14 protein-coding genes are annotated in these 15,166 nt (G+C 64.1%); 7 read left to right on the top strand and 7 right to left on the bottom strand.

Annotation, left to right across the window (positions count from 1 at the left end; translation table 11 throughout):
• Window positions 1–42 precede the first annotated feature (42 nt).
• Complete coding sequence (locus FJ414_RS29980) at window positions 43–459, top strand: VOC family protein (RefSeq protein ID WP_140647960.1); 417 nt, start codon at window positions 43–45, stop codon at window positions 457–459.
• A 308-nt stretch (window positions 460–767) separates the two neighbouring features.
• Here the strand turns inward: FJ414_RS29980 and FJ414_RS29985 are convergent, their stop codons facing one another.
• Window positions 768–2,243, bottom strand: coding sequence for a cobyric acid synthase (locus FJ414_RS29985; protein WP_140647961.1), 1,476 nt, complete (start codon window positions 2,241–2,243; stop codon window positions 768–770).
• Complete coding sequence (locus tag FJ414_RS29990; RefSeq protein WP_140647962.1) at window positions 2,243–2,848, bottom strand: dimethylsulfonioproprionate lyase family protein; 606 nt, start codon at window positions 2,846–2,848, stop codon at window positions 2,243–2,245. Before FJ414_RS29990 ends, FJ414_RS29985 begins: the two co-directional genes overlap by 1 nt.
• A 139-nt stretch (window positions 2,849–2,987) precedes the next feature.
• On the opposite strand from FJ414_RS29990, the gene FJ414_RS29995 reads away from it, so the two are divergent.
• The 3 genes from FJ414_RS29995 to mmsB all read left to right on the top strand — a co-directional run bounded on the left by FJ414_RS29995 (window position 2,988) and on the right by mmsB (window position 5,517).
• Window positions 2,988–4,157 (top strand): isobutyryl-CoA dehydrogenase, encoded by a 1,170-nt coding sequence (locus tag FJ414_RS29995; protein ID WP_140647963.1) that lies wholly within the window; start codon window positions 2,988–2,990, stop codon window positions 4,155–4,157.
• Window positions 4,158–4,184: 27 nt separating this feature from the next.
• Complete coding sequence (locus FJ414_RS30000; protein ID WP_140647964.1) at window positions 4,185–4,553, top strand: four helix bundle protein; 369 nt, start codon at window positions 4,185–4,187, stop codon at window positions 4,551–4,553.
• A 79-nt stretch (window positions 4,554–4,632) separates the two neighbouring features.
• A complete protein-coding gene (gene mmsB, locus FJ414_RS30005; RefSeq protein WP_140647965.1) occupies window positions 4,633–5,517 on the top strand; it encodes a 3-hydroxyisobutyrate dehydrogenase in 885 nt (294 codons plus the stop codon).
• Window positions 5,518–5,825: 308 nt separating this feature from the next.
• Here the strand turns inward: mmsB and FJ414_RS30010 are convergent, their stop codons facing one another.
• The 5 genes from FJ414_RS30010 to FJ414_RS30030 all read right to left on the bottom strand — a co-directional run bounded on the left by FJ414_RS30010 (window position 5,826) and on the right by FJ414_RS30030 (window position 11,997).
• Window positions 5,826–7,205 carry an aspartate aminotransferase family protein gene (locus tag FJ414_RS30010; protein WP_140647966.1) on the bottom strand — a complete coding sequence of 460 codons (1,380 nt, stop codon included), beginning with the start codon at window positions 7,203–7,205 and terminating at the stop codon, window positions 5,826–5,828.
• A gap of 52 nt (window positions 7,206–7,257) precedes the next feature.
• Complete coding sequence (locus FJ414_RS30015) at window positions 7,258–7,380, bottom strand: capsid protein (protein WP_140647967.1); 123 nt, start codon at window positions 7,378–7,380, stop codon at window positions 7,258–7,260.
• A 46-nt stretch (window positions 7,381–7,426) separates the two neighbouring features.
• Complete coding sequence (locus FJ414_RS30020) at window positions 7,427–9,496, bottom strand: prolyl oligopeptidase family protein (RefSeq protein WP_140647968.1); 2,070 nt, start codon at window positions 9,494–9,496, stop codon at window positions 7,427–7,429.
• Window positions 9,497–9,569: 73 nt separating this feature from the next.
• The gene (locus FJ414_RS30025) at window positions 9,570–10,730 is read right to left on the bottom strand and encodes an MFS transporter (protein ID WP_140647969.1); all 1,161 of its coding nucleotides are present in this window, start codon (window positions 10,728–10,730) and stop codon (window positions 9,570–9,572) included.
• Between the two features lie 94 nt (window positions 10,731–10,824).
• Window positions 10,825–11,997, bottom strand: a complete 1,173-nt coding sequence (locus tag FJ414_RS30030; RefSeq protein WP_140647970.1) for an MFS transporter — start codon at window positions 11,995–11,997, stop codon at window positions 10,825–10,827.
• 200 nt (window positions 11,998–12,197) lie between these two features.
• Between FJ414_RS30030 and FJ414_RS30035 the strand changes: the two genes are divergently transcribed.
• The 3 genes from FJ414_RS30035 to FJ414_RS30045 all read left to right on the top strand — a co-directional run.
• On the top strand, window positions 12,198–13,775 hold the full coding sequence (locus FJ414_RS30035) for a trimethylamine methyltransferase family protein (RefSeq protein WP_140647971.1): 1,578 nt from the start codon (window positions 12,198–12,200) through the stop codon (window positions 13,773–13,775).
• Window positions 13,776–13,937: 162 nt separating this feature from the next.
• Window positions 13,938–14,399, top strand: coding sequence for a DUF559 domain-containing protein (locus FJ414_RS30040; protein WP_246672532.1), 462 nt, complete (start codon window positions 13,938–13,940; stop codon window positions 14,397–14,399).
• Window positions 14,396–15,166, top strand: a 771-nt coding sequence (locus tag FJ414_RS30045) for an FAD-binding oxidoreductase (RefSeq protein ID WP_140647973.1), incomplete at its 3' end; no start/stop codon positions are given. The genes FJ414_RS30040 and FJ414_RS30045, both read left to right, overlap by 4 nt.

Raw genomic sequence — 15,166 nt, forward strand, 5'->3', positions numbered from 1 at the left:
TCGCACAGGCTGGCATTCATCAACCGACACAGGGAGATTGTCATGCCGACAGCAAACGAAGCACCCCGCCTCTATCCGGCCCTGCGCTACAGGAACGCCGCTAAGATGATCGACTGGCTCAGCGAGGCCTTCGGCTTCGAACTGCGCGCCCGCTATGGCGAGGGCGACATCGTCCACCACGCCGAGCTCACTTTCGGTTCCTCGATGATCATGCTGGGCACGGCGCGCGACGACGATTACGGCAAGATGGTCGGCGAGCCCGGCGGCGGCGGCAAGTCGATCTACATCGCCGTCGACGACGTCGATGCCACCTATGCCAAGGCGAAGAAAGCCAGCGCGAGAATCATCCAGGAACTGGTCGACCGCGACTATGGCAGCCGCGAGTTCATCTGCCTCGACCCGGAAGACAATGTCTGGTCCTTCGGCACCTATTGGCCGAAGGCGGGAGAGAAGGCGTAGGAAGTCTCACCGACGTTGGGGACTGGCAACAGCGCCTGAACTTCGTCATCCACGGGCGAAGCAAGGAGCGAAGCGACGCGCGCAGACCCGAGGATCCATTCCGTTACTCTCGCCGAAGAATGCAGCGGAGCGAATTCTGCACCGTTGCAACACCTTGACGTCACGGAATGGGTTCTATGATCTGCGCGCGTCGCTTCGCTCCTTGCTCCGCCATAGAATGACGACCGCATGAACGGCTCGGCTAATCGCCAAGGCACGCGATCCTCAGGCACATCCGGCCGGTCCAGTCCCCCTGCGGTGGAACTGACCTATCGCGCCAGTCTAAAAATAGCATCGCAGTCGAGATGCCGCTCCAGCTCGTCCGCGACCTCGTCCAGCGCCCTCTCGACGTCCGCGCGATAGTCAATGCCGCCTCCCCTGACGCCAAGGCTCTCCAGGTAGGCGGCGCGAAAGGCGTCGGCGGAAAACAGCCCGTGCAGATAGGTGCCGATCACCTTGCCGTCGGCGGTAACCGCGCCGTCCTCGACACCGTTGAGGATCGTCGACGGACGCGCCGTGTCCGGGCCGGTGGTGCGGCCGAGATGGATCTCGTAGCCTTCGAGCGGCAGGCCGAACTGCACCGAATGCGCGCTTGAATTGCGCACGGTCTTTTCGGGCTCCATCACCGTTTCGATGTCGAGCAGGCCGAGGCCTTCGGCTTCTGTCACGCTGCCTTCGATGCCGTCGGGATCGCGCACCATGCGGCCGAGCATCTGATAGCCGCCGCAGATGCCGACGACATGGCCGCCGCGCTTGCGGTGAGCGAGAAGATCCCGGTCCCAGCCGTTCTCGCGGAATTTGAGCAGGTCTCCGATCGTCGACTTCGAGCCGGGGACGACAACCAGTCCGGCATCTTCCGGCAGCTTCTTGCCCGGCGGCACGAACACGACCTCGACTTGCGGCTCGGCTTTCAGCGGGTCGAGATCGTCGAAATTGGCGATGCGCGCCAGCATCGGCACCACCACCTTCAGCGCCCGTTTCTCGCCGGAAGCGAGGCGCTCGAGCACGACCGAATCCTCCGAAGGCAGCCGGCCGGCCGCCTTCAGCCAGGGCACGATGCCGAAGCAGCGCCAGCCGGTGAAGGTTTCTATCGCCTTGATCCCGTCGTCGAACAACGACATATCGCCGCGAAACTTGTTGATGAGATAGCCGGCGATCATGCACCGGTCCTCCTCCGGCAGGATGAGATGCGTGCCGGCCACGGACGCGATAACGCCGCCGCGGTCGATGTCGCCGACCAGGATCACCGGCACATGGGCGCGCGTCGCAAAACCCATATTGGCGATGTCGCGGCTGCGGAGGTTGATCTCGGCTGGCGAGCCCGCGCCTTCGACGATCACCAGGTCGGCGCCCTCGCCCACCTTGGCCCAGGAATCGAGCACCGCATCCATCAGTCCGGTTTTCATCGCCTGGTAGTCGCGCGCCCGCGCTTCGCCATAGACCTTGCCCTGAACCACCACTTGCGAGCCGATATCGCTCTGCGGCTTGAGCAGCACCGGGTTCATATGGACAGTCGGCCGGACGCCGCAGGCCAGCGCCTGCAGCCATTGCCCGCGGCCGATCTCGCCCTCGCCGGCCTTGTCGCCGCCGGGAATGTCAGCGACGGCGGCGTTGTTCGACATGTTCTGCGGCTTGAACGGCCTGACCTTCAGCCCGCGATTCTTCGCGGCGCGGCAAAGCCCCGCGACCAGCACCGTCTTGCCGACATCCGAGCCGGTGCCCTGCAGCATGATCGCCTTGGCCATCAGCCTCTGCCTCCCGAGCCGATCGTCGACTTCTGCGCCAGCGGCCCGCCGCGCCAGAGATAGAGAGCCATCAGCGGCTCCTTGCCCGTGCGCATGGCATGGCTGACGTTGGAGGCGTGGTGAATGACCTCGCCGGCGTCGCGAGTATGGAAACCGCCTTCGCCCATCCGCCATTCCGTGCCGCCGGTCAGCGGGACGTAGATTTCCTCGGCGATGTGGTGGTGGTCTGGATAGACGATGTCCGGCCCGAGGATCAGCAGCCCGGCCGCAACCGCGTCATTGACGAAATGCCCGCGCATGCCGAACACTTCCAGCCAGCCGTAATTGTCGACAAAGCCCTGCCCGAAATCGGCGGCGGTATAGGTCTGCCCCCAGCGTAACTCACCCCGATGGTCGGCAACGAACCGCGCCAGCGGCTGGGCGTCGGCCGGCGCAAGCTCGGCGATGCGATCGAGATAGCCAAGGCAGCCAAGCGCCCGCGGTTCGAGCGAACGGACAGGCATGTCCCAGCCGATGCGCGCGACTTCGTCCGCGACCAGATTATTGTCGGCGCCGGCGAGATAGGCGTGGAACCGGTCCAGCAACTCATCGAAAATTGTCGGCACGTACGAGCTCCGTTGGTCATTTCACGCACAGCCGGTCCGCAGGAAGCCGGGTTGCGCGGCGGCATCATTGGTCTAGATTGAACGGTGCGCAAAGCCAAAAACGACAGGCCAGAAGGCCTGAAACGACAGGGAGCACGCCATGGACGCGACAGTCGATGCGGGCACTGGCCAGTTCGAACTCAACGAGCAACAGCGCGCCATTCAGGAGATGGCCCAGGCCTTCGCGGCGGACCGCGTCGCGCCCAATGCGCTCGACTGGGACAAGACGAAGCACTTCCCCGCCGATGTGATCCGTGAGACCGGCCCGCTCGGCCTCGGCGGCATCTATGTGCGCGACGATGTCGGCGGCTCGGCGCTTGGGCGGCTCGACGCGGTGCTGATCTTCGAGGCTCTGGCCCACGCCGACCCGGCCTTCTCCTCCTTCATTTCCATCCACAACATGGCGGCCTCGATGATCGACCGCTTCGGCAGCGACGAGCAGCGCCAGCGCCTCCTGCCGAAACTGACCTCGATGGAATGGCTGGCGAGCTATTGCCTGACCGAGCCCGGCTCGGGCTCGGACGCAGCGGCGCTTAAGACGCGCGCGATGAAGAGCGGCGGCGACTATGTCTTGAACGGCGCCAAGCAGTTCATCTCCGGCGCCGGCGACAGCGACCTTTATGTCGTGATGGCGCGCACCGGTGCCGACGGTCCGAAAGGCATCTCGACCTTCGTCGTGCCGAAGGACGCGCCGGGCCTCTCCTTCGGCGCCAACGAGCACAAGATGGGCTGGCACATGCAGTCGACCCGCCAGGTCGTCTTCGAGGACTGCAAGGTGCCGGCCGAGAACCTGCTTGCCGCGGAAGGCGCCGGCTTCGGCCTTGCCATGGCGGGGCTCGATGGCGGCCGGCTCAACATCGCCGCCTGTTCGCTGGGCGGCGCGCAGTCGGCGCTCGATAAGGCGCTGGCCTATACGGCCGAGCGCAAGGCCTTCGGCTCCAAGATCAACCAGTTCCAGGCACTGCAGTTCAGGCTGGCCGACATGGAGACGGAGTTGCAGGCGGCCCGCATCTTCCTCTACGCCGCCGCTTCCAAGCTCGACCGCAAGGCGCCGGACGCCGGCAAATGGTCGGCGATGGCCAAGCGCTTCGTCACCGATATCGGCTTCGACATTGCCAACCAGGCGCTGCAGCTGCATGGCGGCTATGGATATCTGCACGATTACGGCATCGAGAAGCTGGTGCGCGACCTGCGCGTCCACCAGATCCTCGAAGGCACCAACGAGATCATGCGCGTCATCATCGCGCGGGCGCTGATTGGTAGGCAGTAGGCAGTAGGCAGTAGGCAGTAGGGAAAGATGATCGGCAAGATAAACTCGTACAAGGATTTGATCGTCTGGCAGCAGGCCATTGATTTGGCTGTGGCTACCTACTCCTTGACCAAGGCATGGCCAAAAGAGGAATTGTATGGGCTGACCAGCCAAATTCGCCGCTCAGCCACATCTATCCCTGCAAACATTGCGGAAGGTTACGGCCGAGATAACACCGGCTCTTACCAGCAGTTTCTCAGGATAGCCCAAGGCTCTCTAAAGGAGCTTGAAACGCATCTCCAGATCGCTGAACGCGTCGGCCTGACCACTCGTGATGAGGTTCATCATATGCTGTCAGCCACAGAAGCCATCGGAAAAATGCTTCGCCAGCTTATTATCAAACTCGCACCTGAATAGACTGCCTACTGCCTACTGCCTACTGCCTACTGCCTACTGCCTACTGCCTACTGCCTACTGAAATCACGGGAGCACTACTATGGCAACGATCGCCTTCATCGGCTTGGGCAACATGGGCAATCCGATGGCCGCCAATCTCGTTAAGGCGGGGCACGCGGTGCTGGGCTTCGACCTTGTGCCTGAAAACCTCACGGTTGCGAAAGAGCACGGCATTACAGTCATGGCCAATGCCGTCGCCGCGGTGAAGGACGCCGATGTCGTCATCACCATGCTGCCGGCCGGCAAGCATGTGCTGTCGGTTTATGAGGACATCGCGCCCAAGGCAAAGAAAGGCGCGCTGTTCATAGATTCCTCCACGATCGATGTCGAATCGGCGCGCAAGGCGCATGCGATTGCCGCGAAGCATGGCTTGCAGTCGATCGATGCCCCGGTTTCCGGCGGAACGGGCGGCGCCGCGGCCGGCATGCTCACCTTCATGGCCGGTGGCTCGGATGACGCTTTCGCCGCCGCCGAGCCGATCCTGAAGCCGATGGCCGGGCGTGTCGTTCACTGCGGCGGCGACGGTGCCGGCCAAGCCGCGAAGATCTGCAACAACATGATCCTCGGTATCTCGATGATAGGCGTCGCCGAAGCCTTTGTGCTCGCCGAAAAGCTCGGCCTGTCGCACCAGGCGCTGTATGATGTCGCCTCCACCTCGTCGGGCCAATGCTGGTCGCTGACCACCTATTGCCCGGTCCCCGGCCCTGTTCCGGCCTCGCCGGCCAACCGCGACTACAAGCCCGGCTTTGCCGCGGCCCTGATGCTAAAGGACCTGAAATTGTCGCAGGAAGCCGCGCAGGGCGCGGGCGCCGTGACCCCGCTCGGCGCCGAAGCCACGCAGCTCTATGCCTTGTTCAACGCCCAAGGTCATGCCGGCGCCGATTTTTCCGGAATTATTAATTTCCTGCGCGGAAATCCGGCGTAAGATACTGATTTTCTAAGGTTATTTTCGATATCCGCCGGTCAGAAGCCGGCAAATTTAGATTTGCTTAAGGTCTCGCTAACTCACCGGTAACGATGTGCCTTTAAAACGGACTGCGAGGCGGACATCGCGTCTGCCCGGCGCTCCGGATCAGGTCTCGCGTACCGGAGCCCGTAAGTTTCGCAAGTATTCCTGTAGCGAAATGCCATGCGTATCTGGCAGAGCCGCGTTCCCGAAGGGACGCGGTTTTTGCGTTTCCGGAACATCGAGATCGAACGGGCGCCCCTCTTCGAAGAGCGCCCGAAGTCCAATTACCGCTTCCGCAAATCCGCGTCCGCGAGATCGAGCGCCTTGGCGATGCGTTCGCAAGCCATGTCGATCGTGTCGCGCGTCCAGATCAGCGGCGGCGACAGGATCATCGTGTCGCCGGTGGCCCGCAACATCATGCCGTTCGCGATCGCGTGGTCGCGCACCGCGACCGCGGCGCTTCCCGAGGGCAGATAGCGTTCCTTGGTCGCCTTGTCCTTGACGATCTCGATCGCCCCCATCAGGCCGATCGAACGCACCTCACCAACCAGCCTGTGCCCGGCGATCCGTTCCTGCAGCGCCTGCGCGAAATAGGGGCCGGTGTCATTCTTGACCCGCTCGACCAGCCCTTCCTTCTCGATGATCTCAAGGTTCTTGAGCGCCACCGCGCAAGCTACCGGGTGACCGGAATAGGTGTAGCCGTGATAGAACTCGCCGCCTTTCTCGACCAGCGTCCTGGCCACACGGTCGCCGACCAGCAGCGCCGACAGCGGCTGGTAGCCCGAGGTCAGCGCCTTGGCGGTGGTGATGGTGTCGGGCTCGATCCCGAACGTCTGCGCCGCGAACCACTCGCCGGTGCGGCCATAGCCGGTGATGACCTCGTCCAGCATCAACAGCACATCGTATTTGCGGCAGATGCGCTCGACTTCCGGCCAGTAGCTCATCGGCGGGATCTTCACCCCGCCCGCGCCCATCACCGGTTCGCCGATAAAGGCGGCGACCTTGTCGGCGCCGGCTTCGAGGATTGCATCCTCGACCGCCTTCGCCGCGCGGATGCCGAAATCATGGTCGCTTTCGCCGGGCAGCGCGAGTTCATAGGCATAGGGCATCATCACATGGACGATGTTGGGCACCGCGCCGCCGAGCTGCTTGTGCATCGGCTCCATGCCGCCCAGCGACGTGCCGGCTATCGTCGAGCCGTGATAGGCCGACTTGCGCGAGATGACGCGGTTCTTCTCGGGCTTGCCTTCGAGCGCCCAATAGTGGCGGACGAGCCTGAGCGCCGTATCGTTGGCCTCCGAGCCGGACGAGCCATAAAAGACCTGGCTGACATGCTTGGGCGCGAGTTCCGCCAGCTTCTTCGACAACAGCACCGGCGTCGGCGTCGAGCATTTAAAGAAGGAGTTGTAGTAAGGCAGCTCCTTCATCTGCACGTAAGCCGCCTCGGCCAGCTCGTCGCGGCCATAGCCGACATTGACGCACCACAGGCCCGCCATGCCGTCGAGGATTTCGGTGCCGTCGGCATCGTAGATGAACGGGCCGTTGGCATGGGTGATGATGCGCGAGCCGGTTTCACGCAGTTCCTTGTGATCGGTGAAGGGATGAAGGTGATGCGCGGCGTCGATCTGCTGAAGCTGCTTCAGCGAATAATTCTGATAGGTCATGGGTTTGATCTTTCCTCTTGAATCAATCCGGCGGGAGCCGGAGGCGGATTCGTCAGAGGAAGACAGGCGGCGAATAGCCGATGCGGGCGCAGAGCCGCAAAAGCTCGGCGCGCAGCGTCCGCGGTGACGGCGTCACCGCGACCCCGAAGGCGCCTGATGTGCTGAAGCGGATCATGGGGGCAGCTTATGCCGCCTCAGGCCCAAAATTCAAGCGGTTCCAGTCAGGCGGTCTTACCGAGCGACCGCTTGAGGAACATATAGCGCATCGCCGTCTGCGCCGCTTGCGGCCGGCGGTCGCCGCGCCCGCCATGGCCGCCTTCGGTTTCCTCGAAGAACAGCGTCTTGCCGTGACCTGCCTCCCGCAGCCGCGCCGCCATCTTGCGCGCATGTCCGGGGTGCACGCGGTCGTCGGCGGTCGAGGTCATCAACAGGACCGGCGGATAGGCAGCATCGGCCGCGACGTGCTGGTAGGGCGAATAGGCGCCGAGCCACGCCGCCTCCTCCGGCTTCGACGGGTCGCCATATTCGGCGATCCAGGAGGCGCCGGGCGGCAGTTCGGTGTAGCGCAGCATGTCGAGCAACGGCACGTCGATAATGACGGCGCCGAACAGTTCCGGCCGCTGCGTCAGCGACGTGCCGGTGAGCAGGCCGCCGTTGGAGCCGCCGTGGATGCCGAGCTGCGCCGCCGTGGTGATGCCGCGCTTGACGACATCCTCGGCAACGGCAGCGAAATCGTCGAAGGCGTTCTGGCGCTTGCCCTTGAGCGCGGCCTGGTGCCAGGCCGGACCGAACTCGCCGCCGCCGCGGATGTTGGCCTGGACATAGGCGTTGCCCTTGTCCAGCCAGAGCTTGCCGCGGATGCCAGCATAGCCCGGCAGCAACGGCACCTCGAAACCGCCATAGCCGTAGAGCAATGCCGGGACCGGTCCTTTCTGGTCGCGGCGCCGCACCACGAAATACGGGATCATCGTGCCGTCCTTCGAGCGCGCCTCGAACTGCTCCGAAACATAAGGCGAGGCGTCGAAGCGGGCCGGCTGCGACTTCACCGTTTCAAGCGTCTCGCCATTGTCGTCCGACCAGATGATCGAGCTCGGCGTCAGGAAATCGGTGAAGGAGAAGGACACGCTCGAGCCGAAATGCTCGACATGGCTGATGCCGACATTGCCATTGTCGGGCAGCGCGATCCGTTTCAGCGACCAGCCTTCGGCCGTACGGTCGCAGGCGATGACCTTGCCGCGCACATTGTCCATCAGGTTGATGAACAGCCGGTCCTGCGTCCTGGCGAGACCCGCAATGGAAACGCGGTGCTCCGGTTCGAGGAGCGTCTCGATCCGTTCGAACGCACCCGTTTCAATCCAGCGATCGAAATCGACCGAATAGAGCCCATCGGGCAGGCAGCGCGTGCCGTCCGGCGCCGTCCAGGGGCTGCGCACGCCGAAGATCAATTGGCCCTTGAAGATCGCCGTGTCGGTGGCGTCGTCGGGCAGCGGGATGCGCCGGTTCTCGCCCGAAGCCAGCCGCAGGAAACTGTGGGAGGTGAAGAAATCGAGCGTCTTGCCGAGCAGCACATGCCGCTTGTCGCCGTCATGCTCCACGCCGCCACCGACCGCCAGATGTTGCTTTTCGCCTTCGAAGATCGGCGTCGCGTCCTCGAGCTTGGTGCCGCGCCGCCACAGCTTGATCACGCGCGGATAGCCGGACTGCGTCCTGTCGTCTTCCTCGAAAGCGGCAGAGACGATGACGGTATCCTTGTCCAGCCAGGAAAAGCCCGACTTGGAAGCGCGCGCGGAAAACCCCCCTTCGACAAAGGACCTCGTCGCGATGTCGAACTCGCGCATCTCGCTGGCGTCGCCGCCATCGGGCGACATGTAGAGCAGGCAGCGGTTGAAATCGGGATAGAGCCGGCTCGCCCCGCCGAACACCCATTTCACGCCTTCCTTCGCCGAGAGCTGGTCGAAATCGATGATCGTCTCCCAATCCGGCTTGTCGGTCTTGTAGGAAGCGACGAGCGTGCGCCGCCACAGGCCAAGCGCATTGGTCTTGTCCTGCCAGAAATTATAGACGTAACCGGCAAGCGCCGCCCCGACCGGCATATTGTCCTCGGCGGTCATCAGGTCGAGCGCGGTTTCGAATGTCGCCTGATAGGAAGGATCGCCCTGCAGTTCGGCGACCGTCAGCGCGTTCTGGCGATGAACCCAGTCCAGCGCTTCCTCGCCGTTGCGATCCTCAAGCCAGAGGAAGGGATCGTTGGCGGTCAATCCGGGCTGGGTTCTGGTCATCGTGCTGGTCATGCAGGTCTCCATCTGGCGGTCTCGCCTACATCGCGTTCGCTGCCTTGATATTCAAGAGCCATGTCGGGACCGATTACAAAACCCGCTGGCGCGCGATCGTCGCCGCCGCCAGCGCCGCGCAGATTGCACCAAGCGTGACCGGCAGGCCGGCGGCGCCGATGACATCCATAACGCCACCGGTGAGCGGCGGCACGATGATGCCGCCAAAACCCCACGTCAGCGAGAAGGCGGCATTGCCGGCTACCAGCGCCGAGCCGGTGAAGCGTTCGCCGAGCTCGATGATCGACATCGTGTAGATGCCGTAGGAAACGGCGCCCCAGATAAAGACGCAGCCCCAGATCAGCGGCGTCTCGATCAGCGCCGGCAAAAGCGCGCATCCAAGGATGGTCACCGCCACGCAGCCGAATCGCACCAGGCGCGCCGTCAGACGTTCGGCGAGCAGGCCGAGCGGCACCTGCATGACGATGTTGCCGGCGATCATCACGGAAAGCAGCGCCGACATGCGCGCCTCGGGAATGCCGTGATGCGTCCCATAGACCGGCAGCAGTGCCAGTATCGCCTGCTCGAAACCGGCCGCGACGACGACCGCCGACAGAAGCAGCCAGGCCAAGGGTATGAAGCCCAGCACCGACACCTTGTTATCGGCCTCGTCGACCTTCGGCAGCCGCTTCACCACCGCGGCCAGGCAACCCCCGCAGAAGAGGAAGGCTAGAATGCCGACCAGAAAAGGCGGCCAGCCTTCGGTGCCGACGGCAAGCAGGCAGAGCGGTCCGGCCGCGAAGCCCGCCGAGATGATTGTCGAATAGATGCCCATGACGCGGCCGCGCCGGGCCGGCGGCGCAAGCGCAATCACCCAGATTTCGCTCAAGACATAGAGTGGGTTGGTCACCACGCCGATCAGGAAGCGCAGCGGAAACCACAGATAGACATTTTGCGCCCAGCCGATCAGCGCCAGCACCAGCGCCGAGAGCGCCGCGCAAGTCAGCGCGGTGCGCCCTGCCCCGAACCGGCGCGCCAGCCCCGGGATCAGTGGCGAGGACAGGATGAAGCCGACCGGCGTCATTGCCGCCGACAGTCCGATCATCGCCGGCGAAACGCCCTGACGCTGCAGGATGAAGCTGAGGAGCGGATAGGAAAGTCCTTGCGCGATGGCGAAGACAGACACGGTCGCGATCACGCCGGTGATCGCGGCCCACTGCACCGTCTCGCCGCTCTCCGAACCAGCCAGAGCCATCGGTCTTGCTCCAATCGCCTGGAGGCTTAGCCGGTATGGTCGGCTGCCGTAAGAGCCAACTGGCGGCGAAAGCGCATGTTCCAGCCAGTCCCTGTCAGGAGCGCTGACGCTGCAAGGTACGGTACAAGGCGAACGCCACCAGCAGAACGTCGAGCCCAACGATGACGGCAGGCAGCCCGAGCGGGCCGATCGCCTGCATCAGGGCCCCGGCGCCGGGCGGGCCGACAATGCCGCCGACGCCCCACAGCAACGCGAAGGCTGCATTGCCGGTGACCAGCAGCGAGCCCTTGAAGCGGCTGCCGAGCTCGACCAGCGCCATCGTGTAGACGCCGTAGCCGACCGCCCCCATCACCAGCAGCACGCCCCAGATCAGCGGCGTGGCGATCAGCAGCGGCAACAGGATCGCGCAGCCCGTCGTCGCCACCGCGCAGGCGAGGATCATCGGCCGCCCGCCGAAGCGTTCGGCGAGCAGGCCAAGCGGGATCTGCAGGACGATGTTGCCCAGCGAAAGCATCATCACCAGGGCGGCAAGCGTCGCTTCGGGCAGGCCGTAGCCCGCACCGAAGACGGGCACCAACGCATAAGTGCTCTGCTGAACGGCGGCGGAGACCAGCACGGCCAAAAGCAGCGCCGGTGCGAGCCGCGCGAAACCGACAAGACTACCGGCGGGCTGGCCATCGTCCTCGAAACCGGTGAGCTTGGAGGAGACGAGGCGCAGAATGACCGCGCAAAGGGCGAAACCGGCAATGCCGACGCCGAAAGGCGCCCAGCCGGCGGTGCCGACAAGGGTCAGGGTAAACGGCCCCGCCGCGTAGCCGGCGCCCATCAGCGTGTTGAACACGCCCATGACACGCCCGCGCCGCGATGGCGGCGCCAGTGACAGCGCCCAGACCTCCCCAAGCACATAGAGCGGGTTGATGACCACGCCGATGATGAAGCGGATAACGTACCAGGCGACCCAGTTCTGCAGATAGCCAATAGCCAGGAAGCACAGCGCACCAAGCAGGGAGCAGCCGACCGCCAGGTTTCGCGCGCCGACCAGCCGCACGACCGCCGGCACGAAGGATGCCGACAGTATCAGCCCGACCGGCATCATGGCCGCGGACAGTCCGATCAAGCCCGGCGAAAAGCCTTGGCCCTGCATCAGCAGGGTGAACAGCGGCGAGCTCAACCCTTGCGCCGCGCCGAACATGGCGAGCGCGGCCGTGACCCCGGCAAGGGCTGCCCATTGCGGTCGATCTTCGGCGGTCTGGACGGAAGCGGTCATCGTGGCTCGCAATTGAACAATCACGGCATCATTATCAGTGGCGAGAGCCCTCCTGATGCCTCAGCGGAAGCAATTCGGCGATCCAGTCCGCTCCCCTTCCGTCATGTCGCTTCCCTCGCCCTAGTGGTCGCCGCCTCCTCACCGGCGACATTGCCGCCAGTTCATTATGCCGCCAATTTCGCATCCTCACGAGGCTTCTCATGACTGCCGCCCTCCATCCTGCCGAACCGGCATTGGCAACAGATCGCGCCCGCCGTGGCGGCCGCGCGGGAAAGCGCGCCGGCGGCTCGGCCGCCTTCGAGCAGCCCGTCTTCCGGCAGCTGAAGAACCCGCTGACCCCGACCAGGCTCGTGTCCGACGACGAATTGGAATCGATCCACCTCGCCTCGCTGCGCGTGCTGAAGGAGATCGGCGTCGACGTCCTGCACGACGAAGCCCGCCGCATCATGAAGGCGCATGGCGCAGACGTGCGCGAAGGCTCGGAGCGCGTGCGCTTCGACAGCGACATGATCCTCGAGCTTGTCTCGCACTGTCCTTCGGAATTCACGCTGCATGCCCGCAACCCGGCGCACAATCTGCGTTTCGGCGGCAACAACGTCATCCTGTCGATGATGGCGTCTGCACCGAACTGCTCCGACCTCGACCGCGGCCGCAGGCCCGGCAACCAGGCCGACTACCGCAACTTCCTGCGGCTCGCGCAGATGCACAACATCCTGCACTGCACCGGGGGCTATCCGGTCGAACCGATCGACATCCATCCGTCGGTCCGGCATCTGGAATGCATCCGCGACCTCGCCACGCTGACCGACAAGGTCTTCCACATCTATTCGCTCGGCAAGGAGCGCAACGTCGACGGCATCGAGATCACCCGCATCGCGCGCGGCATCAGCCGCGAGCAGCTGATGCAGGAGCCTTCGGTATTCACCATCATCAACACCAATTCGCCGCTCAAGCTCGACGTGCCGATGATGGAAGGCATCATCCAGATGTCGAGCATGGGCCAGATCGTGATCGTCACGCCGTTCACGCTGTCGGGCGCCATGGCGCCCGTCACCGTCGCCGGCGCGCTGGTGCAGCAGAACGCCGAGGCCCTCTCCGGGATCGCCTTCGCGCAGATGGTGAAGAAGGGCGCGCCGGTCGGCTATGGCGGCTTCACCTCCAATGTCGACATGAAGTCCGGCGCGCCGGCCTTCGGCACGCCCGAATATATGAAGGCGCAGCTTGTCGGCGGCCAGCTTGCCCGCCGCTACAACATCCCCTACCGCACCTCCAACACCTGCGCCGCCAACACGGTCGACGCGCAGGCCGCCTATGAAAGCGTGTTCTCGCTGTGGGGCGCCATCCAGGGCGGCGGCAACCTGATGATGCATGGCGCCGGCTGGCTTGAAGGCGGCCTGCGCTGCTCCTATGAAAAGACCATCCTCGACATAGATCTTTTGCAGATGGCGGCCGAGTTCCTCACCCCGCTCGACCTCTCCGAGGACGCGCTCGGCTTCGACGCCATCCAGTCGGTCGGCCCCGGCGGCCATTTCTTCGGCACCCCGCACACGCAGGCGCGCTACAAGACCGCCTTCTATTCGCCGATCGTGTCCGACTGGCGCAACTTCGAGACCTGGACCGAGGCCGGCTCGCCGACGGCGATGGACCGGACCAACAAGGTCTGGAAGGAGCGCCTTGCCTCCTACGAGGAGCCCTATATGGATCCGGCCATCCGCGAGGAACTCAACGACTTCGTCGAGAAGCGCCGCGCCGAAGGCGGCGCGCCGACGGATTTCTGATCATCTGTGTTGAGGATGAATAGTCGACCCCCACTCCGTCGAGCTGCGCTCGACACCTCTCCCCCGATCGACGGGGGAGAGGAAAGGCGCGAGGCGATTCCAGTTGGCGCCCTTCCTCTCCCTCCGGAGGGGGGAGAGGTGGCGCCGCGCAGCGGCGACGGAGTGGGGGAAGGCGCTGCTCAAACCCGCAGTCGCCGCAAAGTTGGCACGACCCAGCGGGCGCGAAATCTGCGGCAAGCCGGCAACCAGGCGGAAGCATTGCTTTGGCTTGAACTGAAGGCACGCAAGCTCGGCGGCTATCGCTTTACGCGCCAATTCTCCATCGGCCCCTTTTTTGCGGACTTCGCTTGCCGCGAGCGTTTGCTCGTCGTGGAGGTCGATGGATCCCAACATGCCGACAGCTCATATGACCGGCGCCGCGACGACTTCATGCAGGCTCAAGGTTACTCGATCCTGCGTGTTTGGAACCATGACGTCCTGAAACATCGTGCTTCCGTCTGTGAAACCATCCTCGCCGCGCTTGACGGCAGGCTGACCGAAAACATCGCGGCATCGGATCTCCGTTTTGTTTTCACACCTCGACCACTCGATTCAGTATTTTCAAACACGGAACTATCTTCATGAAATCCCACGTAAAAGCGGTTGTCATCGGCGGCGGCGTCGTCGGCTGCTCGGTGCTCTATCACCTCGCCAAGGCCGGCTGGACCGACATCATGCTGATCGAGCGTTCGGAGCTGACCTCCGGCTCGTCCTGGCATGCGGCGGGCGGCTTCCACACGCTCAACGGCGACCCCAACGTCGCCAAGCTGCAGGCCTACACGGTCCAGCTCTACAAGGAGATCGAGGAGATTTCCGGCCAGTCCTGCTCGCTGCATCTGACAGGCGGCGTCATGATGGCCGACACGCCCGAGCGCATGGACTTCCTGCGGCTGGCTCACGCCAAGGGCCGCTATCTCGGCATGGACACCGAGCTGATCACGCCTTCGGAAGCCAAGGCGATGTTCCCGCTGATGGACGAGAAGAACTTCGTCGGCGCCATGTGGGACCCGGTCGAAGGCCATCTCGACCCGTCCGGGACGACCATCGCTTACTCCAAGGCTGCGAAGAAACTCGGCGCCGAGATCGTGCTGCGCAACCGCGTCGTTGATCTCACCCAGCAGCCGGACGGCACCTGGAACGTCGTCACCGAGCAAGGCACGGTCCATGCCGAGCACGTGGTCAATTGCGGCGGCCTGTGGGCACGCGAGATCGGCCGCATGGTCGGCGTCGAGTTGCCGGTGCTGGCCATGGAGCACATGTACCTCTTGACCGAGCCGATGCCTGAGGTCGAGGAATTCAACAAGTCGACCGGCCGCGAGATGATCGGCGTGCTCGACTTCAAGGGCGAGATC

The organism is Mesorhizobium sp. B3-1-6 (assembly GCF_006439555.1).
Classification (GTDB): Bacteria; Pseudomonadota; Alphaproteobacteria; order Rhizobiales; family Rhizobiaceae; genus Mesorhizobium.

Excerpts from the sequence above, each read along its gene's own strand:
- FJ414_RS29980 (WP_140647960.1), top strand. The coding sequence starts at position 43 with ATGCCGACAGCAAACGAAGCACCCCGCCTCTATCCGGCCCTGCGCTAC.
- FJ414_RS29985 (WP_140647961.1), bottom strand. The coding sequence starts at position 2,243 with ATGGCCAAGGCGATCATGCTGCAGGGCACCGGCTCGGATGTCGGCAAG.
- FJ414_RS30015 (WP_140647967.1), bottom strand. The coding sequence starts at position 7,380 with ATGATCCGCTTCAGCACATCAGGCGCCTTCGGGGTCGCGGTGACGCCG.
- FJ414_RS30030 (WP_140647970.1), bottom strand. The coding sequence starts at position 11,997 with ATGACCGCTTCCGTCCAGACCGCCGAAGATCGACCGCAATGGGCAGCC.
- FJ414_RS30035 (WP_140647971.1), top strand. The coding sequence starts at position 12,198 with ATGACTGCCGCCCTCCATCCTGCCGAACCGGCATTGGCAACAGATCGC.
- mmsB (WP_140647965.1), top strand. The coding sequence starts at position 4,633 with ATGGCAACGATCGCCTTCATCGGCTTGGGCAACATGGGCAATCCGATG.
- FJ414_RS30025 (WP_140647969.1), bottom strand. The coding sequence starts at position 10,730 with ATGGCTCTGGCTGGTTCGGAGAGCGGCGAGACGGTGCAGTGGGCCGCG.
- FJ414_RS30000 (WP_140647964.1), top strand. The coding sequence starts at position 4,185 with ATGATCGGCAAGATAAACTCGTACAAGGATTTGATCGTCTGGCAGCAG.
- FJ414_RS30010 (WP_140647966.1), bottom strand. The coding sequence starts at position 7,205 with ATGACCTATCAGAATTATTCGCTGAAGCAGCTTCAGCAGATCGACGCC.
- FJ414_RS30020 (WP_140647968.1), bottom strand. The coding sequence starts at position 9,496 with ATGACCAGCACGATGACCAGAACCCAGCCCGGATTGACCGCCAACGAT.
- FJ414_RS29995 (WP_140647963.1), top strand. The coding sequence starts at position 2,988 with ATGGACGCGACAGTCGATGCGGGCACTGGCCAGTTCGAACTCAACGAG.